This window comes from Edaphobacter sp. 4G125 (genome assembly GCF_014274685.1).
In the GTDB taxonomy this organism is placed as follows: Bacteria; Acidobacteriota; Terriglobia; order Terriglobales; family Acidobacteriaceae; genus Edaphobacter.
Window position 1 is genome coordinate 3,767,291 of the sequence record NZ_CP060393.1, and the last position, 25,092, is coordinate 3,792,382.

Genomic DNA, 25,092 nt, shown 5'->3' on the forward strand with positions numbered 1-25,092 from the left:
TTCCTTAAGTCAAGCCTCAAAACCATTCATCCATATGATGAACAAGCACTTACACGTTGCAGGTTTACCCTGTCTCACCCCATACAATAGAAATAGGCCCAGAAACAACTGTCACAGAACGCGCCTAACCGAAGTCCGAGCCTAAAGTATCTGGATCGAATACTTTGCGCACATTTCGGGGGAGGGGGTCCTAGGCAGTATCCTTGAATGGATGCCGACCGAAACCGACGCAATCCAGAAAACCGACCTCCGTCAGCTTGCCCAGGACATTCTCGATCGCTCCCTCAAGGCTGGAGCCACCGACGCAGACATTGTCGTCTACGAAGGCGATGAGTTTTCCGCCCGCGTTCGTCTCGGAGAGGTCGAAACCCTCAAGGAGTCAGGCTCCCGGGGCGTCGGACTGAGAGTCTTTCTAGGCCAGAGAGTCGCCAGCACCAGTTCATCGGATTTTTCTGCTGATGGAATCGCGCATCTCGTCGAAGGGGCCATCACCCTGGCCAGGGTAACCAGTGAAGACCCTTTTGCCGGTTTACCCGAACCTCAAGAGTTCGGCCAGCTCGAAGGCGACCTGAAGCTCTACTTTGACGACGTCAACCAGCTTCCTCCCGCCGAGCGCATCGAAATCGCCCGCCGTGCCGAAGCCGCCGCCATGGCTTTCGATACCCGCATCCAGAACTCCGGCGGAGCGGACTTCGACACCGGCACCTCACACAAGATTCTCCTCAACTCGCGCGGCTTCGTTGGCGAGTACCACCGTAGCTACTGCGGCTTCTCCGTCTCCCCCATCGCCATCGACGAAAAAGGCGGAATGCAGCGCAACTACTGGTACTCCAGCTCGCGAACGGCCTCAAAACTCGAATCGCCTGAAGAAATCGGCCGCATCGCCGCCGAGCGCACTCTGCGCCGCCTGGGAGCCCGCCGCGTCCCAACACAGAAAGCGCCGGTCGTCTTCTCTCCCGAAATCGCGCGTTCCATCATCGGCAACATCTTCGATGCTGCGAACGGCGACGCCATCTACCGCCACGCCACCTTCTTCGACGACATGCTGGGCAAGCAGGTCGCTGGCGAAAATATCACCGTCATCGACGACGGCACCATGATGCTCGACGGAATCGGCGGTTTCGGAACCTCACCCTTCGACGGCGAAGGACTTCCCTCGCGCCGCACCGTGCTGGTTCGCAACGGCGTGCTCGAGAATTACGTCAACAATACCTACACGGCGCGCAAGCTGGGGATGAAGTCTACCGGCAACGCTTCACGCGGATTGGCAGGAAACCCAGGCATCGGCTCTGGAAACTTTTACCTCGAACCTGGCACACAGGCACCCGAAGAAATCATCGGAAATATCAAGAACGGCCTCTACGTCACCGAAACGATGGGCTTCGGCGTAAATCTCGTCACCGGCGACTACTCGCAGGGCGCCTCCGGCCTCTGGATCGAAAACGGCAAACTCGCCTACCCGGTCGAAGAGATCACCATCGCAGGAAATCTGAAAGACATGTACCGCAACATCGTCGCCATCGGAAATGATCTGGTCTTCCGCAGTTCCGCCGCCGCGCCAACCATCCAGATCGAAGGCATGACGATCGCCGGAGCGTGAAGAATAAAATCTTCACATGGCAGCGGAGTTCCAATTCGATAAAAACCTCGCCTTCTCTGCGGAGAACGCTGATGAGGTTCTTCGCTCCGTCCCTGCGCTTCCCGGAGTCTTCGCGCTCTACGGAAAACAGGAGGGCTCCGAGCCTTACCTGACGCGAGCCGCCGATATCCGACGACGCATGAAGCGCCTGCTCGCGCCACCGGAGTCGCAGTCGAAACGGCTGAACCTGCGCGACCGAGTCGCCCGCATCGAATATACCGTCACTGGCTCGGAGTTCGAGTCGACGCTGACGCTCTACCACGCTAGCGCCACCATCTTCGGTTACGCCGAAGCGCGACGGCGGCTGCGGCTGCACACTCCCGCTTTTCTTCGGATCGCGATGGAGAATGAGTTTCCTCGTGTCTATGTCACCAACCGCCTCTCGAAGCGCGGACTGAGCGAAACCTATGGACCATTTCCCTCACGGGCATCGGCGGAGCGTTATTGCGATGCCGTGCTCGATCTTTTCAAGCTGCGCCGCTGCCACGAAGACCTTCAGCCATATCCTGAGCATCCGGGCTGCGTCTACGGAGAGATGAAAAAGTGCCTGGAACCGTGCAAACAGGCATGCACTACTGAGCAGTACGCCGCCGAGGCTGAGGCCGTAAAAGCATTCTTCGATACGCATGGAGGATCCATGCTGTCTCGCATCGCCGAACAGCGCGAGAAGGCCTCCGAAGAGATGGAGTTCGAACATGCAGCCGAGTTGCACGAACAGCATCAGAAGGTAAAAAACGCAGCTTCGCTGGCCGACGAGATCGTCCAGCCTGTGCCCAAACTACGCGCCATCGTTGCCCAGCGCGCTGCCTCGATGGAAGAACACGAAGACGAAGCTGCGCTCTTCCTACTCGCGGCGGGTTGCGTCGTGGGCCCGGAGCGATTGTCTACACTCGGGGTTCGCGCCGTAAAGGAACAGACCAGCGTTGGAAGCTCGCTCTTCGCTCAACCTCTGATGCTGGCCGCTGTCCTTCTGGATGAGACCACTTCGACCGAGCCGACGAATTCTCCGGAAGACCGGGCACGCGCTGCACTGGCAGACCTGGAAGAACATGTTTCTGCGAACCACGATCTCGCCTTACTCAGCGATCATCTATCGCTGTTCCGTCGTTGGTATTATCGGCCTGAAAAGCAGCGGGTTGGCGAATCGTTTCTTCCCAATCCAGACGGAGACTGGCCAATCCGACGCATCCTGAACGGTGCAGCCCGGCAGGTCCTCGGCAATCCAAAACAGGTTCCGGACGTACAACGTGAGACGGCGAAAAAGATGCGGGTGCTCCATAAAGGCAGGCCTGATGTAGAGCGAGAGGTTCCAGTGGTCGACAGGAACGATTAATGCGGATAAACAATGCGCTGATAGACTTGAGGCAGGAGCGCACACTTGGTTGAACTTGCATTTTCGATCCTTGCAGCGGACTTTGCTCATCTCGCGAATGAGATCAAAGCAGCCGAGCGCGGTGGTGGCAGCATCGTTCACGTGGATGTGATGGATGGCCATTTCGTCCCGAACATTACCTTCGGGCCGCCCGTGGTACAGGCCATCCGGCCAATCACCAATCTACCGCTCGATTGCCATCTGATGATCGAGAATCCGGATGAGTACATCCCGGCATTTGCCGAGGCTGGAGCCGATCTGCTGAGCGTGCACCAGGAGGTCTGCCGTCACCTGCACCGTACGATCCAGCACATCTCCGACCACGGAATGTTGCCTGGGGTGGTAATCAACCCGGCTACCCCTGTCGATACGCTCATCGAAGTCCTTCCGATGGTGCATTATGTACTCGTTATGAGTGTAAATCCAGGGTTCGGCGGGCAGAAATTTATCCCGTTCACGGTGGAGAAGATCGCCTATCTGGCCGCCCTGCGCAAGGAGATGGGGCTGAATTTCCGCATCGAAGTCGATGGCGGGATTGCTCCCGATACGGTGGCCTCGGTCGTCAAAGCAGGAGCCGAGATGCTGGTCGCCGGCTCAGCGGTCTTCAGCAAAGGAAAGACCGAGCAGAACGCAAAGAAACTTCTGAAGCTCGCCCGGGCGGCAGCACCGGACAAGGCTGCACAGAACGGCTAGAATAGAACCGAGCCTGTGCACCGATTGGTGCGAGGCGGATGTGAGGTCCACGGTTGATGAATCATCGTCCTTCTTCTTTCTTCCCAAGTCTCAAGGCAGCATTGCTGGCTGGAGTTGCGGTCGCCCTGATGGCTACCCCTGCAATCTCGTACGCGCAGGATGCAGCCCCTACCCCAGCAGCGTCGGCGGATGCGAACACTCAGCAGCCTCAAGATGCAACGCTGTCCAGCACCCCTAATTCTTCGAAGAAGGGCAAGAAGAATAAGGAAGAGAAGGTCGTTCAATCGAAGGACACCAGAAAACGGCTCAAGGACAACAAGAAGGCCGATGCCGTAATCGCCACGGATGCCAAGCTGCCTGATCGCATTCTCTACGACAAGGCATTGCAGGCCACCAAAAAGGGGCATTTCGATGTGGCCCGTCTGGATCTGCAGACCCTGCTGAACACTTACCCTGACTCGCAGTACCAGATGAAGGCCAAGCTGGCGATTGCGGACAGCTGGTATCGCGAGGGTGGAACCGCCGCTCTGACCCAGGCGGAGCAGGAGTACAAGGATTTCATCACCTTCTTCCCCAATGCTCCGGAGGCCGCAGAGGCCCAGATGCGTGTGGGTGACATCTACTTCCGGCAGATGGACAAGCCGGACCGCGACTATGCCAAGGCTCTGCACGCGCAGGAAGAATACCGCTTGATGTTGCAGCAGTTCCCGGACTCAACGCTGGTTCCGCAGGCCAAGCAACGGTTGCGTGAAGTGCAGGAGGTACTGGCGACGCGTGAGGCTGAGATTGCTGGTTTCTATGCCACGCATGAGAACTGGCCTGCGACCATCGCCCGCTATCAGACCGTGGTAGATACCTATCCGCAGTACAGCCATATGGACGAAGCTCTGATTGCTCTGGGCGATGCCTATTCCGCTGAGGCAAAGATCGTCCGTGCGCAACCCCGACTGCCGGAAGATGCACGGGCAAGACTGATTAAGATTTACGATGATCGGGCAGCCGCTGCCTACCGCCAGGTCGCGTTGGAGCACTCGGCTTCTCCTCACGTAGAAGATGCCCGCGATCGGCTCGTTGCAATGAATCTGCCTCTGCCTACACCGACACCCGAACAGGTAGCGGCAAGCACGGCGCTTGAGAACAGCCGCGGACAGTACCGTCTACAGGACCGCGCCCGGTTAATGATCCTTCGCCGTCCGGACGTCGTAATGGCTGCCCATGATGGCGAGCCATCTTTGACTGACCCGAAACCGACGCTTGCTCCGGCTATCGTCAACGAAATCAAGCATGACTACGAAACGGCTCTGAATCCAGCTGCGGCGACAGCGGCTCCTGCTGCGCAGGCTCCGACAGCCGACCCAAGTAATGCAGCCGCAGCTGCTGGAGATCCGCAGCCAGCAAGCGTTCCAGCCAAGCCTGCGACCCCCTTACAGCTGAACGATATTCCTGCGGCCGGATCGGGAGATGCAACTCACGGCGCAGTCATGACGAATGTTCCCACGGGAGCTCGGCCCGCAGCCGCAGCTCCGAGCGGCGGAGCCAACTCGATGGGCGTCGAGGTGCTGACTCCAGGAGTTAATGGCGGTCAGCAAGCACCAGCGCAGGCTGATCCGAACGGCGGTCTAAAGCCGGTGGGACCGACCAATAACGCCACACCTCCTCCAATCGAGAAGCCTGCTGAGGCTCCCTCGCAGGTCAACGACGTAACCCCGGGCGCCCAAGCCCCCGGAATGCCAACTCAACCTGTGGCAAATGGAAAGAAGAAGAATCCAAAACCGACCTTCGATAAGGATGAGGAATCTTCGAGCACGCACAAGAAGAAGAAGGGCCTTAGCAAGATCAATCCCTTCTAAAGGGATTTGCAATCTGTATGGAGAAGCCCCGGGATTCCGGGGCTTTTGCTTTCGGTCACGATCTCAGGCAGGATCAGCTTTTCTGCGAGGCCAAAAGAACAGCGAAAGAAGCAGGAGAGCTGCTAAGGCTACGCTGGAAAAAATCACAGGACTGAATGAAGCGCGATGGAGGGTTCGAGCGCGATTCCTTGCCGGCGAGAGGTGCCCACCGATCACCCAGGCATTGCCCGAGATGGATTCATCGGTCTCATAGACCGCATTTCCGTCCACAACAAGCGCATTTCCATCGATTCGTGCCTGGGAGTCGATGACGGTATTTCCTCCAAGGACGGTCGTCCGGCCTTTGACATGACCGGAAATGTTCAGATTTCCGAAGAGGACCAGGATATTTCCTGTGAGGTCACCTTCCACCTGAACGGAACAAAAGAAGCAGGTTGCGTTATGAATCTGCTGCCCCTGGGCTACAAAGATGTCCTGATTGAAGTAGGTGCGGGAGCCCGGTTCGCGCGCCGAGGCGGTTGCTGCGGAGAGGAAAAGAAAGACAAAAATCCCCAGGAATCGGTTTGCGCTGATCACAACGGATTCTTCTCCTGGCGTAACTTTGCTCAGGCGGACGCGCCGCCAGGGAAGGATACGCAGAATTTCCCTGGACGGTTCCGTTAAAGTGGAGGCCTGAAAAGCTAATGCGGAGGCGGAGGTGGCGCCTGGATTCCCTGCCCTTGTGGGTAGACGGGAAAGCGGTAACTGCTGCGGCGCACGATATAAACAATCAGCCAGATGAGCCCGGCAAGAAACAGCAGAGGAGAGAAAAGCACCAGTGTTCCCAGTGGCTGGGGAATCACGGCACGAGAGCCATGGACGGCGGAACCTTCTCCGAGACGGTCCGAACCGGCGAGAATAGCGAGGTCTCCGTTAACGGTAGAACCTTCTCCGAGATTCAGATCTCCTTCCAGAATGGCAGCATCACCTGCGATGGAGTGTCCGGGGTCGACGGTTACGGAACCGAAGGCGACGGCAACATCCCCGGTGACGTCTCCGTGGAGATGGACGGAGCAGAAGGCGCAGGCGATATCGCCTGCCGTCTCACCTTCCGCCACGGTGATATCAGAACCAAAACTCGCGCGATCGTTGCCACTGTGTCTGTCCTTCGCAAAAGAAGGGGCGACGGAGAACAGGATCAGTGCAGCCAGGAGAGGGATTCTGCGCATGAAGAACCTCGTGAGGTAGTGTACGCCGAGCGGTGAAGGAACAACGAGCGTTTTGCAGGGGTTCGAAGCGTGGGAGTTACCTGCACGGATGCTACCCTTAATAGAAAGAGCGACATGAGCCACGAATTACCGAAAGCATACGATCCATCCATTATTGAAGAACGCTGGGCCCGGTACTGGGTCGAGGAGCATCTGTTCGACACCTCCACCCCCAAGGATACGGACGAATCCAGCAAGAAGTTCACTCTGCTTCTGCCGCCACCAAATGTCACTGGCCGCCTGCATATGGGGCACATGCTGAACCAGACGGAGATGGACATCCTGACCCGCTGGCACAGGATGCGCGGTGAGACGTCCGTATGGGTTCCGGGCACCGATCATGCGGGAATCGCCACACAGATGATGGTGGAACGCCAACTGGCCAGTGAAGGCACGAATCGCCGCGAGTTGGGGCGCGAAGCCTTTGTGAACCGCGTATGGCAGTGGAAAGAAATCTATGGCGGCGCCATTCTGGACCAGATGAAGCGACTGGGCGCGAGCGTCGACTGGAGCCGTGAATACTTCACCATGGACGACCGGCTGAGCATCGCGGTAAAGGAGTGCTTCGTCCGTTTGTGGGAACAGGGGCTGATCTACCGTGGCGCCTACATCGTCAACTGGGATCCGGCGATCCAGACAGCAGTCAGTGACCTTGAAGTCGAGCACGAGGAGCGACTCGGTAAGATCTACCACATTCGTTATCCACTGGCGGATGGAACAGGTTCCATTGTCGTAGCAACCACTCGTCCTGAGACGATGCTGGGCGACGTTGCTGTTGCAGTGAATCCCACCGACGAACGCTATATCGCACTGATCGGGAAGCTGGTGAAGCTTCCCCTGAGCGGAGTCAATGGCGGGCCGGAGCGCGAGATTCCGATCCTTGCCGATGATTGGGCGAAGCCGGAGTTCGGAACCGGCGCGGTGAAGGTAACTCCGGCCCACGATCCGAACGACTTTGCAATCGGCCAGCGACATGGGCTACCGAATCTCTCGATTCTGGATGAGACGGCGCACGTCGCGTTACCGGGCTCCTTATATGACGGCATGGAGCGATATGCTGCGCGCGAGAAGATCGTTGAGGACCTGCGTGCTTCTGACCTGCTGGTCGAAATCAAGGACCACACACTCTCCATTGGCCTGAGCCAGCGCACCGGCGTCGTCATTGAGCCGCGTCTTTCGCAGCAGTGGTTCATCAAGATTCAACCGCTCGCAGACAAGGCTATAGAGGCTGTCGACAAGGGCTACATCCGCTTTACACCGGACCAGTACCGCAAGACGTACGACGAGTGGATGAAGAACATCCACGATTGGTGCATCTCACGGCAACTCTGGTGGGGACACAGGATTCCTGCATGGCACTGCGCAAAGTGCGCAGAGATTACCGTAGCTCGTGAGGCTCCGACAACATGCGGCAAGTGCGGAGCAAAGGAGCTGACACAAGAGACCGATGTTCTTGATACCTGGTTCTCGAGTGGTCTGCTTCCCTTCACTGTCTTCGGCTGGCCTGGAGCTGAGGGGGCGGATGGCCTGACTCCAGATCTGGCTGCCTTTTATCCGACAGAGCTCCTGGTCACCGGATTCGACATTCTCTTCTTCTGGGTAGCGAGAATGATCATGCTGGGCTGCCACTTCATGTTGGACGTCCCGATGCCGGACGGATCGAAGCGCACGTTGAAGGATGCTGTTCCCTTCCGCGAGGTCTATATCCATGCGTTGGTGCGTGACGCCGAGCGACAGAAGATGTCGAAGACCAAAGGGAATGTAATCGACCCCATCGAGATCGTCACAAAGTATGGGACCGATGCAGTACGTTTCACACTCGCGAGCATGGCGTCTCCGGGGACCGACATTGCCTTCAACGAAGGCCGCACCGAAGGTTATCGAGCATTTGCTAACAAGATATGGAACGCGGCGCGGTTTCTCTTTATGCAGATCGATCGAGCCAAGGAAGCTGGCTATAAAGTCTCGATGCCGTCTGGCGGAGCGATTTCCGATCTACCTGCTGATACACCTCTTGAGACGCGATGGATCTTCGGCAGGCTGAACGCTGTCTGCGAAGAGATCGAACGTGCACTGGCGGATTATCGTTTTGATGAAGCAGCCGCCGCTGTCTATCAATTCTTCTGGGGTGAATTCTGCGACTGGTACCTGGAACTGGTGAAGCTCCGACTGGAGTTCGGCGAAGGTGCAGAACAGAATCCGACAACCGCGTTGACGCTGGCCTCACTAGTTGCCGTATTTGAGGCAGCACTTCGGCTCCTGAGTCCTTTCATGCCTTTCCTCACGGAAGAACTCTGGCATGCGTTGTATGAAGGCAACCCTCCGGCGAAGTCGATTGCGCTAACACGGTATCCACAAGCCAGCGATTACACTGCTGACGATGCTTCTGTCGCCGCAATGACCACTTTGCAGGAACTGATTACGACAGTGCGCGCTCTACGAAAAGAGCTTGGCGTTCCAGAGAAGGAATCAGCGCCCATCCAACTTCACGCGGAGAATCATGTCCGCGCTCTAGCCAATACCAATCGCGATATGCTGGCAAAGTTGGCGCGGGTCTCCGATGTTGGATTTGCAAATGATCCACTCTCTGGAAGCAACGCACGATCCACAGCGGGCTTCGATGTCACTGTAATCTACGAGCGACAGATCGATGTAGTTGCCGAGCGGGAGCGTTTGACGAAAGAACTGGGCAAGCTGGAAAAGGGACTTGCCGCAGCGGAGAGACAACTTGGCAATGAAGCCTTTATGGCCAAGGCCCCCGCGCATATTGTGGAAGGGCTACGAAAACAGGCAGCAGAGACAAAGATGCTGCACGAGAAGGCCACGGCCGCGTTAAATGCCCTACCGGTGGCATGACACGCCGCTCTAATTTTGGAGACTAGGATTACAGCATGGACTGGAAAAGCAAACGAATCCGAACCATTCTTGAAGCTGCGCTGGCCGAAGATAAAGTAGCCAACGACATTACGACGGCGCTGACCATCGATCCGAAACTGCGCGCTACAGGAACGATCCTCGCCAAGCAGGCGTGCGTCGTCTCCGGCCTGGGATGTATCCCGGTGATCCTGGATATCTACGGCAAGATGAGCAGCATCCCGGTAGGTCGGTTCGAGGTGGTCAGCCATCCCGAGATCTTCGACGGCGTTAAGGTCCGTGCGGGCCAGCCCCTGGCGGTGATCCGGCACAATGCTGCGGCACTGCTCTCAACCGAGCGCGTGATCCTGAACCTGATGCAACGCATGTGTGGCATTGCGACACTGACTCACGAATTCGTTACGGCTGTTGCGAAGACAAAAACCAAAGTGCTGGACACACGCAAGACCATTCCCGGCCTGCGAATCCTGGACAAATATGCCGTAAGCTGCGGCGGCGGCGTGAACCATCGTCTCGATCTTCAGGATGGAATCCTGATCAAGAACAACCACATCTCGCTTGGTGGCGGCCTGTCAACTGTGTTGGAGAAAGCCATGAGGGGCCATAAGCCTGGCCAGGTTGTTCAAGTCGAAGTTCGTAGCGAAACGGAGCTGGAACAAGCGATCGAGGGCGGCGCAGAGTCAATCCTTCTCGACAACATGACTCCCGCGCAAACCAAAAAAGCTGTGAAGAAAATTCGCGCTGCGCTTCCTGAGACGAAGATTGAATCTTCAGGAAGCATGAACCTGAAGACCGTGCGGAAGTATGCACTCGCAGGAGTGGACTTCATCTCGGTGGGAGCTCTGACGCACTCGGCGACTGCGGTAGACCTGAGCATGCGCATCACCGCGGATGTATTCTAGCCAGCATGTTCGATTTGGAAGAGGTTGAGACGGGCCTGACTGGAACGCGTTTTGCCGGACAGGTGAAGCACTTTCCTTCCGTAAGCTCGACCAACACCCTTGCATTGGAAGCAGCCCAGGCGGGAATCCGAACGGGCGTATGGTTTGCCGATGAGCAAACGGCCGGGCGGGGGCGTGGCGGCCATCATTGGCATTCTGTTGCGGGGGACGGCTTGTATATGAGCGCTCTGGTTGCGCCCGCGCTGCCGGTCTCCAAGGCACTTTGGATCTCGCTGGCTACCGGACTGGCTACACAACAAGCAATCCAAGAGGTCACGGGACTCCGCACAGATATTCGCTGGCCAAATGATCTTCTGGTGCATGAAAAAAAGTGCTGCGGCATTCTGGTTGAGACTACTGTCGCGCAAACCGAAGCAGAAGCGATGTTGCGCTACGCGGTGATTGGAATCGGCATCAATCTCAACCATGCTTCGTTCCCGGATGAGATCGCGCGGTACGCTACGTCATTGCGCATCGAAGGTGGAAAGCATGTCCGACGCGAGACTATCTTAGTCGCTCTGCTGCGGGCGCTTGATCGGGAGCTTGGCCTGCTCTCGCAGGTGAATGCTGGAGATCTGCTGGAACGGTTCTCGAATGCCTCCACCTGGGTGCGCGACAGACGCGTGCAGGTCGACGAGCAAGGTGGTTATACCGGGGTGACTGCTGGTCTGGACATGCGCGGATTTCTGCTGGTGAACTGTGATGACGGCAAGCAGCGCACGGTACTCTCAGGCGGAGTACGCTAACAGGAAAGATGCGGAATTACTTCAATTACTTCACGGAGATCGAAGAGCGCTTTCAGCAGCGGCGAGGATCGTTGTTGATGCTCTCAACACTTGACTGGGCCCTGATTGAGACCTGGCGCGAGGCAGGCATTCCGCTGGAGGCAGTGCTGCGCGGTATCGACAATGCCTTCGATAAGTACGATGACCGGACACGACGATCCACAGGCCGCCTGCGTAAGGTCAACGGTTTGGCCTGGTGTGCCCAGAGTGTGATGGAAGCTGTCGAGCAGGCCATGGAGGCCGCGATAGGTGCTGCCCCATCCGAGGAGAATGAGCAGGAGAGCGGTTTTGAAAATGAGCGCGTCGCGAAGTATCTGGAAGAGAATGCCCAGGTGCTCGCATCGGCAAAGATCGAGCCACCTGCTGATGCAGTGATAACAGAGACCGCGACGCGTCTACGAGCGCTGGCCTCCGGCTTGCGACTGGATGCGTCTACTTCACTGGAAGATCTGGATCGTACTCTGACCGTACTGGAAGAAAAGGTCTTCGCAGCGTTAATGACGGCGGCAAATGAGGAACAGCTTACGGCATTGCGAGAACAAGCATCACGCGAGCTGGCTCCCTATCGAGGAAAGATGCAGGCCGTGCAGATCAAACAGGTACAACAGCAGTTTTTGCAGAAGAAACTATTGGAGGCCCGCAACCTGCCTCGTCTGAGTCTCTTTTATATGCGTCTTGATGGATGAAGCTCTCGATCGAAAAAGTCGTGTATGGCGGCGCAGGAATTGCTTCTGCGAATGGGGGAAAAACTGTCTTTGTTCCCTTTACGCTTCCCGGCGAACAAATTGAAGCAAAGATCACAGAGGAATACGGCAATCGGCAGGAAGCAACTCTGGCGCGTATCGAAAGCCCTTCTCCTGACCGCATTGCTCCGCGATGCATTCATTTTGGACTATGCGGCGGATGCCAGTATCAACATGCCTCCTACACCGCGCAGCTTCAGATAAAAAAAGAGATTCTGCAGGAAACGCTCGAACGCGCTGGACTGAACGAACTGCCCCCGATTGAGACTCACGCAGCTGAGCCTTGGGAATATCGCAATCGCATTCGTCTACGTGCAATGGCTGTTGAAGGCAAGCTACGTGTAGGTTATCTGCGCCGCGGATCGACAGAGTTTCTACCGATCGAGACGTGCCCAATCTCCGCTCCAATTTTATTGAGAGCAGCAGAAGTGTTCATGTCACTGGCAGAAGACTTTCCATCATGGACCCGCGCAGTAGAAGAGGTTGAGTTTTTTACCAGCGGGGATGAGCGGAAGCTCCAGATGACGCTCCTTGTTCGCACACCGCCGATCAAAGGATTCGCTGGATTTTGCGAAGCGATGCAGCAACAGCTTCCTGAACTAGCGGGGGCAGGCGTGCAAGTAATCGAAAGCGTGACTCGCGGAAGAAAATCTATACGTACACAAGCGGGCGCATCGTGGGGAGCGGCGGGACTGCAATATACGACCGGTGAAGAAACATACTGGGTCAGCCGCGGCAGCTTCTTCCAAGTGAACCGTTCACTTCTCGCGCGGTTGGTCGAGTTGGTCACAGCAGGACGAAGCGGGGAGATCGCTTGGGACTTGTACGCTGGAGTCGGCCTGTTTGCTCGCGTGCTTGCGAAACAGTTCGATGAGGTGGTCGCCGTTGAAGCAGCGGGGGGCGATCTGGCAACCAATCTTCGCGGCTCGAACGCGCGTGCAGTTGCTGCAACAACAGTGGAGTTTCTGCGGCAGGCAGCGCTTGAGAGGGACCGACCAGACCTGATCGTGATGGATCCGCCGCGCGCCGGCGTCGGCTCGGAGGTTTGCTCCTTGTTGAGCCGCATCAAGGCTCCAGAGATTGTTTATGTCTCCTGCGACCCTACGACGCTGGGGAGAGATCTGCGCCTGATGATAGACTCCGGCTACAGACTCAACCAACTGCATCTGGTCGATATGTTTCCGCAGACCTTCCATCAGGAGACGGTGGCGGTGCTCGGCCGCTGATGCAGAGATAGCGCAGGAGCGGGATTCTGGCGGGCCACGCAGAGAGATTTTGGGCCACGGAGACGGTCGAGCAGCTTGAATTGCGGCGAGCTCCGCTGCTTGCTGCAGCCTGCTGGTTTGCTCTCGGGATTGCAATTGCTCGCCACTGGCTGCCCTCGGCTGTACTGATACTGGCGATCGTATTCCTTGCCATATTTACTTGGCTCGCCCTTCGGTGGGCGTTCCGTATTGCTATTGTTCCGGTAGCGGCGATCTGGATCACAGCAGGGTTCTGGTGTTGGCAGATCCGACCTGTACCGCAGGTGCAACGTGCGCTTCAGCCATATGCAGATGGCTTGAGTCGAAATGTAAGAGGGCGCGTGGTCAGAGTCCGCCCGCTTGCGCCACGAACAAAATCGACCGATCAGGACAACGACCCTGCCTGGTGGATTGAGCGCGAACCACAAGCCGCAGATGCGCTTTCGGTAGATATCGCTGTCGAGGCAATTGAGGATGTAACACCTGACGTCTCGCGCATGGTTCCGATGAGCGGCGGCGTAAGAGTCACGATCCTGTCGCAGGACCATCCGCTCCCCACTCTGCGCTGCGGAGATACGATCGAGATACCGTTGCGCTTGAAGGTCCCGGAACGATATCGCGATCCGGGAGCGTGGCAGTATGCCGACTATCTTCTCTCGCAAGGCATCTCCATGCACGCAAACGTTCGAGCCAACAGGGTCCAGGCCGTTTCGGGCGGAACAGGTAATCTGCAGTGCAGACTATACAGCGCGCAGACGTGGGCCTCGGAACGGATGCTGCGGTTTGTTAACTCCACCGAGAATCGACGTCTTCCATCTGCGATGCAACTAACCGAAGATGACGCTGGTATGTTGAACGCGATGATCTTCGGAGACCGCACGAGGCTCAATCATTCTCTTCGGCTGGGGTTTGAGCGCACGGGTTCTTTCCATCTCTTTGTCGTCTCCGGAATGCACGTGGCGTTGCTGGCCGGGATGGTGTTCTGGATATTCGAAAAACTTCGACTCCACCGGTGGCTATCGACCATTCTTACGCTCGCATTAATGACGATCTATGCGTTGCTGACAGGCTTTGGCGCTCCCGTACAGCGTGCACTCTTCATGACCGCGGTCTTTCTTATAGCTCGTCTGCTATCGCGCAAAGGAAACGTGCTCAACGCACTTGGCGCCGCTGCGCTGGCTGAGCTTGTATGGTCCCCGGGGAGCCTCTTCGAAGCCAGCTTTCAGATGACCTTCCTTGCCATTGTCGCGATTGCGGGTATCGCAGTACCTCTAGGGGAACGGACATTTTTGCCCTATACCCGCGTCGCACAAAGGCTGGGCGATTTGTGGTGGGACCCTGTTCTTCCACCTCGCCTGGCACAGCTGCGCGTCATGCTGCGCATGTGGGGCGAAGCTCTTGCGGGGATACTCGGGCATTGGGCAGGTTCTTTACCCGGAATCATTTTGCGCTGCCTTCTCTTCTTTGCAGAGCTTGTGCTGATTGGCCTCATCGCTGAGATGATCATGGCGCTCCCGATGGCCATGTACTTCCATCGCGCCACGATCTTTGCCCTGCCAGCCAACATCCTGACCATCCCCATTGTCAGCCTACTTGCTCCCGCTGCGATCATCACATTCTGCGCTACGCTCCTCAGTCCGTGGCTCGCGCTCCTCCCTGCTGCGGGGACTGCCTTGCTGCTGCATGGAATCGTATGGTCGATTGAGCGTGTGAGCCGTCTGCAATCTGCCGATCTGCGTGTACCTGGGCCTGTGTGGTGGATTGCAGCTGTTGCTCTAATGATCTGGTTACTCTGCTGTTGGGCCGTACGAAGATCGCGGGCCTGGACATGGGCCGCGGGCATTGCACTGCCACTGGTCTTCGCTGCGATCCTATGGCCAGAGAAGCCTCTGATCCATCCTGGAGCACTCGAGATCACGGCGATTGATGTTGGCCAGGGAGATTCATTGTTGGTTGTCAGTCCCCAAGGAGACGCCATGCTGGTCGATGCCGGCGGGCCGGTAGGCGGATTGACGGAAGCTGCCGCAGCGACCAGCACCTTCGATGTGGGAGAAGAGGTGGTTTCGCCCTACCTGTGGTCCCGGAGAATCCGCAGACTCGATGTACTCGTGCTGAGCCATGCGCACAGCGATCACATGGGAGGGATGACGGCCGTCATGCGCAGCTTCCATCCGCGTGAGCTGTGGGTCGCAGTCGATCCTGATTCCGAAGCTTATCGTGCGCTTCTGAAAGAAGCAGCAGAGTTGCACGTTACGGTAAGACATCTGCGCGCAGGAAACAACGTTGAGTGGAGCGGAACCACAATAAAAGTGCTCTCTCCACAGAGTAACTACACAAATTCAGGAGACCCGGCGAATAACGACTCACTGGTGATGCGGGTCGAGTATGGCAAGGCCTCTGTGCTTCTGGAAGGAGATGCTGAAGCTGCGAGCGAGCAGGCCATGCTGGCTCGTGGACTTGCTCCAATCACCCTATTGAAGGTGGGGCACCACGGCAGCCGAACCTCGACCACGCCGGAGTTCTTCTCTGCGCTCGCGCCCAAGGATGCAATTGTCTCGGTGGGCAAAAACAATACCTTCGGGCATCCACGCATGGAGGTCATCGAACGAATCGCAGCCGGAGGAACCCGGCTCTACCGAACCGACGAGTTTGGCCTTACGACATTCCTTCTGGAACAAAGCGGAGCGATTCGCGAGCTTGCGGAGCCGGACCAGGATGTCTTCAAGTAGGCCATATCGTGCGTCGTACTTGCAGCCCCCCTCCCCCATTCACCTATAAGGTATTTATTTTTAGTAACATACGCGATCTAAACGAGACAAAATATAGAAAACAAGGGGTTTAACTATCAAAATATAGAAAAATAAGGGCTTATCCTCTTCCCTGAATTGAGAAAACCTATTTTTCTCCCTACATTCAGTCTAGCGAAACAAGAAGGGCTTATCCGCACTTTGGGCTGTCTTCATTAGGGGTTACTTTTCAATGATTTAGAGGGATTTCCTCAAATGCAGGGGCTTGACATGATTTCTCGAGCGGGGATTCTTTCGCACGGGGTCAGATTCAGATATCTGATTGGTTACAGCTGGATTTTGCTGGGGTCTATCGAGGGTTTGGGGTATTTGAGCTTGAGGGACTTCATCACCTCAACCAAGATCTGAGAGATAGCAACATTGCGATACCACTTGTGATCCGACGGGATGATGAACCAAGGGGCGTGTTTCCGACTTGTGGCAGGGATAACGTAGTTATACGCCTCTTCGTACCGGGGCCAGAACTCGCGCTCACGAAAGTCGCTCTCGGAGAGCTTCCAGTGCTTATCCGGAGTATCGATACGGGACTGAAGGCGTCGGGTCTGCTCCTCACGAGAGATATGAAGAAAGAATTTGAGAATGACGACATCATTCTCGTGGAGCATTGACTCAAACTTCACGATGTCTTCTGCACGCTCGCGGAGCTTCGCGTCAGGAATGAGTTTATGAACGCGAGGGACAAGGACGTCCTCGTAATGAGAGCGGTTGAAGATCTGAATCATGCCATGCGGAGGAACCTGGGCATGAACGCGCCAGAGAAAATCATGGCGAGCCTCTAATGGCGTAGGTACTTTGAAGGAGGAGACGTTACATCCCTGCGGATTGATTCCGGAGAAGATGTGACTGATCGTGCCATCCTTACCGGCTGTATCCATGCCCTGAAGAACGATGAGGAGCGCCTTCTGCTGGCTGGCGTAAAAGGTCTCCTGCAAACCGGACAGCTTTTCCCGGTGTTCCATGAGAACAGTTTTGGCAGAGCCTTCGTTTCTGAAGGCCCCTGTCTCACCAGTCGCAATACGCGATAGTTTGAGCTTCGCTTTGGGCTTAACCAGGTAAGGTGATTTGAGCTTCATTCCGATGAGCGGGGCTTAGCCTTGCGTCTGGAACCGGGGAAAGTACAGGGAAGCACGGTAAACGCACATGCTTCCACGTAAGCAGCTTACTTAGTGGTCTCTTCCGGCTTCGTGGCGTGCGTTTCAGTAGGCTTGTTCATCTCTTCGGTGACGCCCTTCATGCCTTCTTTGAAGCCGCGAAGGCCCTCTCCGAGTCCTTTGCCGAGCTCAGGCAGCTTTTTTCCACCAAAGAGCACAAGCACGACGACTGCGAGAACAATCAGATGCGTCGGTGTAAATAGTTCACCCATGAATATCTCCCTTGCGCCGCTGTTTATCCTCCCTTCAGAAGAGGGGTAAACAGCGATACGGACTATTGTCGCACACGAACGGGGTGGGTGGGGATGAAGGCGCCTGTGTCGTTCCGCGCCAGAATGGGTTCCCAGGCTCATAGGTTCGTAAGGTACAGTGGCTCCTTGACTTCGCGCTCCAGACGAAAAGACGAGATTTCAGGAGCTTTCAAAGGAAGAAATCTGACGCGCAGAGCACAGGTTGCCCGAACGTTATATCTTGGAAGAGTAAGCGGAAATGCAGGAGCAGATGTTGGACAAGAAGACGAAGGAATTTTTGTTGCCCAAAGAGACCAAGAAGGCTCGGGGATTTAGCCGTGTATGCATGATGGGAGCGATGGCGGTGACACTGCTCTCAACCGGAGCTGCCGTCGCGCAGAACGCTCAGCTAGACACATCGCAAACCGCACCGAGGCCGAAGCCTAAATTCGGCATGATCGCTCCGGTGACCTACGACAACAAATACGAACTTTATGGCGGCATCAACCTGATGACCTTTCAGGCGGGCCAGAACCTCCCCAAGCGCATGAACCTGGCCGGCGGTGAGGTGCTAATGACCTATTGGCTTACGCCGAAGTGGGGTCTGGGCGGAGAGTGGCGCGGCGAATGGGGCACCACGCCGGTAAAACCAAACACCGTCTTCAATGGCCGAGCACTGGCCTCGCTGAACGGTGGAATGCTTGGAGCGCAGTATCGCGGGCCGAAGAACCAGTATGCCGCGTTGAACTTCCACGGCTATGCGGGAGCCATGTACGGCAAGTTTGATTACACGGCCAACCCAACGGTCATGGGAATGTATACCAACCGAACGAAACCTATGGCAGCCCTGGGAGCCAGCGTGGACATCAACCATTCGAAGAACATGGCTATCCGAATTTCGCCAGACCTGATTCTGGAACACTTCGGTTCGGAGACGAGACAGTTCTTTTCGATCTCCGGCGGCGTCGTATACAGGTTCGGAAAACGATAAAAACAACAAACCTAAAAAGGCGGGCTCGAACGAGCCCGCCTTTTGCTATGTCCCGAACTTTTAACCGGGTCTAGCTGTTTCCTGGCTGGAGGAAGCTGGGAGCGACAGGATTTTCGTAAACGGAGTAGTCACGGGTCACAACGGTTAGTCCGCTGGAAGAGACGAAGTAGTTCTTCTTATCCTCCTGGGGGTCGTAACCGATGACGGTTCCATCAGGAATGTGAACGTCACGATCGATGATGGCATGCCGGATACGGCAGTGGCGACCGATGTTGACGTGCGAAAAGACGACGGAGGAATCGACGTCGGCGTAGGAATTGATGCGGACATCGTGGGACATGACGGAGTTGCGGACGACAGCTCCGGAGATGATGGACCCACCGGATACGATGGAGTTGATAGCCATGCCGGTGCGTCCGGGCTCGCCGAAGACAAACTTGGCAGGAGGGTACTGATACGGGCGGGTCCGCATCGGCCAGGACTTGTCGTATAGATTGAAGGTCGGGGAGACAGAGGCCACGTCCATATTGGCTTCGTAGTAGGCCTCGAGGGTGCCAACATCGCGCCAGTAGAGCGCTTTCTGCTTGTTCTCGTCGACAAAATTATAAGCGTGCATCTTATAGCGACCAAGCAACTTAGGCAGGATATTGTGGCCAAAATCATGCTTGGATTGGGGGTCGTCGGCGTCCCGAAGCAGCTCCGGCAGCAGAACATCGGTATTGAAGAGATAGATGCCCATCGAGGCATCGACCATCTCGGGATTGAAGGGAGAACGAAGGCTGGTTTCCTTGGGCTTTTCGATAAAGCCGGTAACTTCCCCATTCCGAGCCACCTCGACGACCCCGAAGGAAGAGACTTCACTGGGGTTGATGGGCAATGTGGCGATGGTGACATCGGCCCCCGAGTCCTGATGCTGCTGGAGCATCAGGGCATAGTTCATCTTATAAATATGGTCGCCGGAGAGAATGAGGACGTATTTGGGCTGTTCGGAGCCAATGGAATAGATGTTCTGATAGACCGCATCGGCTGTTCCCTGATACCAGGATTTAGAGACGCGCTGCATGGGGGGAAGGATCTCGATGAATTCGCCAAGCTCGGATCCGACGACCGAACCCCAGCCTTCGCGGATATGGCGGTTGAGCGAAAGAGCCTTGTACTGGGTGAGGATGTAGACCTTGCGGAGATCTGAATTGATGCAGTTCGACAGGGTGATATCGATGATGCGGTACTGCCCGGCAAATGGCACGGCCGGTTTCGCGCGATCGCGGGTGAGGGGGAAGAGACGTTCACCGGCACCACCGGCAAGCAGAACACCAAGCGTATCTTTCATCATCAAGCGACCTCATGTTTTGGTCCTTCTGGGACCGTCAGTGTTGGATGCACAAAACAGCGAACGCGTCCGGGGAGAATCGTGAGTCTACCATGATGGTATTGACGATGGTGCAGAAAACAATTGGGCAGTGCCAGAATTAAACGAGAAACGGGCATCCCAAGGACGCCCGTTTCCGCTCATCGATGTTGATCTACGCTTCGTCTCCGGATTCGTCGACGCTGATACGAAGAGATTTGAGGAAATTGAGATCGCTGAGGCTAAACGGACCATCCGCCTCACCGGCGGCCTCTTCAGTTTCAGGAGATGAGGAATCGACCTCATTGAGCCCGATGGTGGCCTCGAGCATGAGCAGAACATCGAAACCCTGCTCACGGATATCCTTCACAACGATGGCAATATCTTCAGACTCAGAGACTGTCTCGTGAATTGCCTCGCCAAGTTTCTGGATGAGCTGTTTAATCTTCTGATTCAATGCCACCTCCGGGCTGCTCGATATGCAACTGACCTCGCATCGGGTATTCCCGGCTGAACTAAACCGGCGGGAACGGCATTGCGGGCACTGCTCACTGAGGACAGAATACCCCCAGCGTCAAGGGCACGCAATGGATTTGCATCCTGCTTGATTCGCCCCTTTGCCATCTGTTTTTTAGATGCGGATGGATTGAGGCCGCGTTTCTCCGACTACCTGCCTGGGGGCTTTTCCCGGAGAAGACTAAACCGCTACACTCAACGCATGGACTCGGTACGCTTTGGCCGCGCGTTGGGAATTGGGGCGCGAGCCGCCGCTAAAACACTGGTGACGGCTGTCGACGCAGCAACTGCGCCGAATCCATCGGCGAAGCCTCAAGACCAATCAACGGTTCGACCAACACCGGGCAGCAGCCAGGTTTCTGCTCCAACGCCAACGGGAACCCGTACGGCCCAGCAGGTGACCCGCACCGTGGAACAGGCACGACGGACCACCGAAGGCGTAGCCCGAGGAGGAAAGCGCTTCGGCGAGGCCGTATGGAGGCCGTTTGTACGGCTTTCGGGAGTGCTGTGGCTGGAGTTCACCGGGGTCTTCTTCGGAATCTTTGCCCTTTATGCCGGCAGTGGAGCATGGAAGCTGCGCGGAGAGATCCATGAGACGGCAACCAATCACGATGCCCATATGCACTTCCTGATGGCGACGATCATGGCGCTGGTTTTTATGTATTTCTGTGTGAGCAGTTTTCTGCGGGCAAGCCGCAAAGGACGAGCGCGATAGCCCTAGTCCGGCTCTCCATGATGAAGAATCATCTCGGCAATCTCTTCCGCGCGCTCTAAAGTGATGCCATTACGCTGCTCGATGGCCAAGGGATGGTTGGGATCACTGATGGTGAACTGAGGTCGCTCGCCTACGGGCTGAGTGTGGATGTTCACCTCAAGGTTGAGGGTACTGCCAAAAAGGAAGATGTCGGAGTTGAGCCAGCCGGGAAAAGACGGTTCGTTCTCGCGGCCCGGGGTGTTCCAGAGTTCGTTGGCGCGCAGGAAGGATTTTGGGCTGACTTCGGCCCAGACTCCCCAGACAAAGGGCTCAGCGGAGTCAAGAATGGGGAGAAGGATGCGGCCGCGGAGGTAAAAATCTTTGCCATCGATGACACATTGGTCAGGAGTCATCACGATGCGCCGGTCGCGCTCTTCTGGCGGGACCGCGAGGACGGCCTGAGGAGCATTAACGCTGTACTGCAAGGGCAATTCATGGCGCTGGCCACAGACCGTACAGGCAAATCCGGTATGCAGATCAGTACTCATTTCATTATTGTTTCACAGGCGCATACAGTAAGTGAGCGATGCCGCCCTTGCATCGACGCGGAATTTTGGAGATGATGCCATCGTGCTTACCGGAAGCATCCCGTCCGCGGAAATGGGCTCAGCCCACCGGCCAGCCGTTTCCAACCTGAGACCTGACTTCCTGCCCGAAGCTTGCGGACCACGGGCGCATATGAGGAGGAAAGGTTATGACTACAGTATCGAGGGGAATCCCTGAGCATCCGCATCTCGATGTGCCGAAACGCGAGGCACGTGAGCTTTTGAATCAATGCCGAAAGGGCGAACGGGATGCACTTGAACGTATTCGCCGCCGTCATCCAAAGTTCGATAAGGCAACAGACGATGCGATCGTCAGTGAGCTCAAGTTGAGCGACACGCAGCTTGTGATTGCGCGCGAATATGGTCTATCGAACTGGACAATACTGAAGCAGCGGATCGCGGAGAATACCGCGGCCGGCGCTCTGCGGGAAGCGATTCGGTCGGATGACAGAGACGCAGTAATGACGATTCTGAGAGCTAGCCCAGAGATGCTGCACCTGCCGGTATGGAGTGGGAACTGGGGTCCTCCAATGAGCCATGCTGCCAACCTTGGAAGGCTGGAGATTATTAAGGCATGTGCGGAGCTCGGGGCGCGCGACTATCAGCACGCATTCGGTCGCGCGTTATTACAAGGACAGGTGGAATGTGCAGAATGGCTGCACGCTCATGGTGCAACGCTTGCACCTGGAATCATCATGGGCTCGTGCGAGACCTTGAATGTCGCGGGGTTCAAGTTTCTGCTCGATGCAGGTGCGGCAATCACCGACGGACATGGAGACAGGATGGCTCCTTTGGCTCTCGTGCTCGAAACATACTCGCGCCATCCTTCCGGAAAGCACGCGATCCTGAAGCTGTTTGCGGAGCGCGGCTACCATCTGCCGGATACACCGATAATGGCGCTTCATCGTGGCGATATCGCCCGACTGGAGCAGCACCTGCATCGTAATCCGCTGATGCTGGAGAGACGATTCAGCCTGCAAGAAATCTATCCGGCAGAGTGTGGATGCGCTCCCAATGGACTGTCAGGGCTGCATTGGACTCCAATCAACGGCACGACCCTGCTGCATCTCGCAATCGATTTTCGTGAGCGTGAGATTTTCGAGTGGTTGCTGATGCACGGTGCCGATGTGAACGCCCGTGCGATGGTCGATAGCGACGGTTTCGGAGGGCATACACCTCTGTTCAACACGGTCGTAGGCGGACCAGGATCGGATGCCACGATGGCGCGCACCCTCCTGGAGCGTGGTGCGGAGAGAGACGCCCGGGCAAGCCTGCGAAAGTTTCTGGACTGGATTGCAGACCCGCGTTGGTACGAGGCACGGAACGTGACACCAGCGGAGTGGGGCCACGGGTTTCCTGAGAAGAATTGGGTGAACATCGAGGTCTTGCGGGTGGTCGATTCTGCCTAGAAGCTGTTGTTTTTTTAGGGATGCCGGGCTACAGGTGTCATCCTGAGCGAAGTTTGGCATGCGCCAAACGAAGTCGAAGGATCTGCGGTTCTTTGCAGGCGATTTCCAGCCCCAAACCCGCAGATCCTTCGACTCGCTCCGCTCCCTCAGGATGACACTTCTTCTTGATCCTGCAAGCCTCTATGCGAGACAAAGGTTACACTTCGTCATGGCTAAACCACCGGAGAAGAGTGCGGTAAAAAGTGCAAAGACAAGCTCCGGGATTCCTGTGGACGTGACGTATAGCGCAGGACAACCAGCAGATTTCGATCCGGCCGCACAGCTAGGCAACCCCGGAGAGTTTCCATTCACGCGCGGTATCCAGCCGACGATGTATCGCGGCAGACTGTGGACGATGCGTCAGTACGCAGGAATGGGAGACGCAGAGGAGTCGAACCGGCGATACAGATTCCTGCTATCGCAAGGTACGAAAGGACTGAGCGTGGCATTCGACCTGCCGACCCAGATCGGGTATGACTCGGACTCGCTGCTGGCATTGGGCGAGGTAGGCAAAGTCGGAGTGGCGATTGACTCGATCGAGGACATGGAACGTCTGTTCGCTGGAATTCAACTGGATGAGATCTCCACCTCGATGACGATCAATGCGACGGCATCGATCCTGCTAGCGCTTTATGTTGCCGCAGCAAAGCGTCAGAGAGCGGATGTCAAAAAGCTCTCGGGGACTGTTCAGAACGACATCCTGAAGGAATACATCGCACGGGGAACATACATCTACCCGATAAAGCACGCAATGCGATTAGTGACGGATATCTTTGCATGGGCAGCCAACGAAGTTCCGGAGTGGAATACGATCTCGATCTCCGGCTACCACATGCGTGAGGCCGGTTGTACAGCGGTGCAGGAGGTGGCATTTACGCTGACCGATGGAATGACCTATGTCCAGGCCGCGCTCGATGCCGGACTGGAGATCGACACCTTTGCTCCGCGGCTGAGCTTTTTTTTCAATGCGCATAACAATCTGCTGGAGGAGGTCGCGAAGTTTCGCGCCGCACGGAGGATGTGGGCGCGGATCATGCGGGAACATTTCCGGGCCAAAAATCCACGCAGCTGGATGCTGCGATTTCATACCCAGACGGCGGGCTCGACCCTGACGGCGCAGCAGCCAGAAAACAATATCGTGCGCACAGCAGTGCAGGCTTTGGCGGCGGTACTGGGAGGGACGCAGTCGCTGCATACCAACGGCTTCGACGAGGCTCTGGCATTGCCGACTGAACAGGCGGCGAGGATTGCATTACGAACACAACAGATTCTGGCGCATGAGAGCGGCATCGCAGATACGGTCGATCCACTGGCTGGGTCATACTACGTCGAAACATTGACCAACGAGATCGAAGAACGCGCAGAAGAATACCTGACTACGATTGCCCGGTTCGACCTGGGCGGAAAATATGGGATGCTGCGGGCGATCGAACAAGGCTATATACAGCGCGAGATTCAGAATGCTGCTTATGCGTACCAGAAAGCTGTCGATGAGAAGGATGCCATTGTAGTGGGAGTTAATGAGTTCATAAGCGAAGAGAGCACCGTTCCCATCCAGAGGGCCGACAAGTCGCTGGAGCAGAGGCAGGTAGAACGCGTGCAAGCTTTACGGGCGCGGCGCGATGCCGGTGTCCACGCAGTTGCATTGCGAGCAGTAGAAGATGCGGCAAGGAGTGGAGAGAACCTGATGCCGCGAATTGTGGCGGCGGTGGAGGCGTATGCGACCGTAGGCGAGATTGCGGACGTGTTGCGCGGAGTGTTTGGGGAGTACCGAGAAACGGTCGTGGTGTGAAAGTTTATGTCGTCTCTCGTCTTATGAAGATTAGCCCTGAAGATCAACCGCAGATCTTTCGACTTCGCCTCTCGCGATAAAACCGCGAGAGACTTCGATCAGAATGGCCCTCTCTTTAGGAC

The 25,092-nt window shown here is 56.4% G+C and carries 21 protein-coding genes; 14 read left to right on the forward strand and 7 right to left on the reverse strand.

Features of this window, described 5'->3' with window-relative positions:
* The first annotated feature begins 211 nt into the window (after positions 1-211).
* The 4 genes from H7846_RS15810 to H7846_RS15825 are packed head-to-tail and all read left to right on the forward strand — an operon-like array spanning position 212 to position 5,554.
* Positions 212-1,600: a TldD/PmbA family protein gene (locus H7846_RS15810; RefSeq protein WP_186693466.1), complete on the forward strand. Its 1,389-nt coding sequence runs from the start codon at positions 212-214 to the stop codon at positions 1,598-1,600.
* A gap of 16 nt (positions 1,601-1,616) precedes the next feature.
* On the forward strand, positions 1,617-2,972 hold the full coding sequence (locus H7846_RS15815) for an excinuclease ABC subunit UvrC (protein WP_186693468.1): 1,356 nt from the start codon (positions 1,617-1,619) through the stop codon (positions 2,970-2,972).
* A gap of 45 nt (positions 2,973-3,017) precedes the next feature.
* Positions 3,018-3,704: a ribulose-phosphate 3-epimerase gene (rpe, locus tag H7846_RS15820; protein WP_186693470.1), complete on the forward strand. Its 687-nt coding sequence runs from the start codon at positions 3,018-3,020 to the stop codon at positions 3,702-3,704.
* Positions 3,705-3,760: 56 nt separating this feature from the next.
* Positions 3,761-5,554, forward strand: coding sequence for an outer membrane protein assembly factor BamD (locus H7846_RS15825; RefSeq protein WP_186693472.1), 1,794 nt, complete (start codon positions 3,761-3,763; stop codon positions 5,552-5,554).
* Positions 5,555-5,617: 63 nt separating this feature from the next.
* Here H7846_RS15825 and H7846_RS15830 read toward each other — a convergent pair whose 3' ends face one another.
* Positions 5,618-6,130 (reverse strand): hypothetical protein, encoded by a 513-nt coding sequence (locus H7846_RS15830; RefSeq protein ID WP_186693474.1) that lies wholly within the window; start codon positions 6,128-6,130, stop codon positions 5,618-5,620.
* A 104-nt stretch (positions 6,131-6,234) separates the two neighbouring features.
* Positions 6,235-6,762: a hypothetical protein gene (locus H7846_RS15835; protein WP_186693476.1), complete on the reverse strand. Its 528-nt coding sequence runs from the start codon at positions 6,760-6,762 to the stop codon at positions 6,235-6,237.
* A gap of 114 nt (positions 6,763-6,876) precedes the next feature.
* Between H7846_RS15835 and H7846_RS15840 the strand changes: the two genes are divergently transcribed.
* The 6 genes from H7846_RS15840 to H7846_RS15865 all read left to right on the forward strand — a co-directional run bounded on the left by H7846_RS15840 (position 6,877) and on the right by H7846_RS15865 (position 16,117).
* Complete coding sequence (locus H7846_RS15840) at positions 6,877-9,657, forward strand: valine--tRNA ligase (RefSeq protein WP_186693483.1); 2,781 nt, start codon at positions 6,877-6,879, stop codon at positions 9,655-9,657.
* A gap of 35 nt (positions 9,658-9,692) precedes the next feature.
* Positions 9,693-10,577 carry a carboxylating nicotinate-nucleotide diphosphorylase gene (nadC, locus tag H7846_RS15845; protein ID WP_186693485.1) on the forward strand — a complete coding sequence of 295 codons (885 nt, stop codon included), beginning with the start codon at positions 9,693-9,695 and terminating at the stop codon, positions 10,575-10,577.
* Between the two features lie 5 nt (positions 10,578-10,582).
* Positions 10,583-11,362: a biotin--[acetyl-CoA-carboxylase] ligase gene (locus H7846_RS15850; protein WP_186693487.1), complete on the forward strand. Its 780-nt coding sequence runs from the start codon at positions 10,583-10,585 to the stop codon at positions 11,360-11,362.
* 8 nt (positions 11,363-11,370) lie between these two features.
* Complete coding sequence (locus H7846_RS15855) at positions 11,371-12,087, forward strand: hypothetical protein (RefSeq protein WP_186693489.1); 717 nt, start codon at positions 11,371-11,373, stop codon at positions 12,085-12,087.
* Entirely contained in the window at positions 12,084-13,370 is a 1,287-nt protein-coding gene (rlmD, locus tag H7846_RS15860; protein WP_186693491.1) for a 23S rRNA (uracil(1939)-C(5))-methyltransferase RlmD, read from the forward strand. The genes H7846_RS15855 and rlmD overlap by 4 nt, the downstream gene beginning before the upstream one ends.
* A gap of 80 nt (positions 13,371-13,450) precedes the next feature.
* Positions 13,451-16,117 carry a DNA internalization-related competence protein ComEC/Rec2 gene (locus H7846_RS15865; RefSeq protein WP_255460681.1) on the forward strand — a complete coding sequence of 889 codons (2,667 nt, stop codon included), beginning with the start codon at positions 13,451-13,453 and terminating at the stop codon, positions 16,115-16,117.
* A 344-nt stretch (positions 16,118-16,461) separates the two neighbouring features.
* Here the strand turns inward: H7846_RS15865 and H7846_RS15870 are convergent, their stop codons facing one another.
* Together H7846_RS15870 and tatA are read right to left on the reverse strand one after the other, a co-directional pair.
* Positions 16,462-17,268: a polyphosphate kinase 2 family protein gene (locus tag H7846_RS15870; protein ID WP_186693493.1), complete on the reverse strand. Its 807-nt coding sequence runs from the start codon at positions 17,266-17,268 to the stop codon at positions 16,462-16,464.
* 86 nt (positions 17,269-17,354) lie between these two features.
* Positions 17,355-17,558, reverse strand: coding sequence for a twin-arginine translocase TatA/TatE family subunit (gene tatA / locus H7846_RS15875; RefSeq protein ID WP_186693494.1), 204 nt, complete (start codon positions 17,556-17,558; stop codon positions 17,355-17,357).
* A gap of 277 nt (positions 17,559-17,835) precedes the next feature.
* Between tatA and H7846_RS15880 the strand changes: the two genes are divergently transcribed.
* Positions 17,836-18,567 carry a hypothetical protein gene (locus H7846_RS15880; RefSeq protein ID WP_255460682.1) on the forward strand — a complete coding sequence of 244 codons (732 nt, stop codon included), beginning with the start codon at positions 17,836-17,838 and terminating at the stop codon, positions 18,565-18,567.
* Positions 18,568-18,637: 70 nt separating this feature from the next.
* On the opposite strand, the gene glgC is transcribed toward H7846_RS15880, so the two are convergent.
* A complete protein-coding gene (gene glgC, locus H7846_RS15885; protein WP_186696437.1) occupies positions 18,638-19,897 on the reverse strand; it encodes a glucose-1-phosphate adenylyltransferase in 1,260 nt (419 codons plus the stop codon).
* Between the two features lie 193 nt (positions 19,898-20,090).
* The gene (locus H7846_RS15890; RefSeq protein ID WP_186693496.1) at positions 20,091-20,372 is read right to left on the reverse strand and encodes a hypothetical protein; all 282 of its coding nucleotides are present in this window, start codon (positions 20,370-20,372) and stop codon (positions 20,091-20,093) included.
* Between the two features lie 261 nt (positions 20,373-20,633).
* On the opposite strand from H7846_RS15890, the gene H7846_RS15895 reads away from it, so the two are divergent.
* Positions 20,634-21,146 carry a hypothetical protein gene (locus H7846_RS15895; RefSeq protein ID WP_186693498.1) on the forward strand — a complete coding sequence of 171 codons (513 nt, stop codon included), beginning with the start codon at positions 20,634-20,636 and terminating at the stop codon, positions 21,144-21,146.
* Between the two features lie 2 nt (positions 21,147-21,148).
* Here H7846_RS15895 and H7846_RS15900 read toward each other — a convergent pair whose 3' ends face one another.
* Positions 21,149-21,673 (reverse strand): DUF2199 domain-containing protein, encoded by a 525-nt coding sequence (locus H7846_RS15900; RefSeq protein ID WP_186693500.1) that lies wholly within the window; start codon positions 21,671-21,673, stop codon positions 21,149-21,151.
* A gap of 206 nt (positions 21,674-21,879) precedes the next feature.
* On the opposite strand from H7846_RS15900, the gene H7846_RS15905 reads away from it, so the two are divergent.
* Both H7846_RS15905 and H7846_RS15910 read left to right on the forward strand, forming a co-directional pair.
* Entirely contained in the window at positions 21,880-23,139 is a 1,260-nt protein-coding gene (locus tag H7846_RS15905; RefSeq protein WP_186693502.1) for an ankyrin repeat domain-containing protein, read from the forward strand.
* Positions 23,140-23,197: 58 nt separating this feature from the next.
* A complete protein-coding gene (locus H7846_RS15910) occupies positions 23,198-24,970 on the forward strand; it encodes an acyl-CoA mutase large subunit family protein (protein WP_255460683.1) in 1,773 nt (590 codons plus the stop codon).
* Positions 24,971-25,092 lie beyond the last annotated feature (122 nt).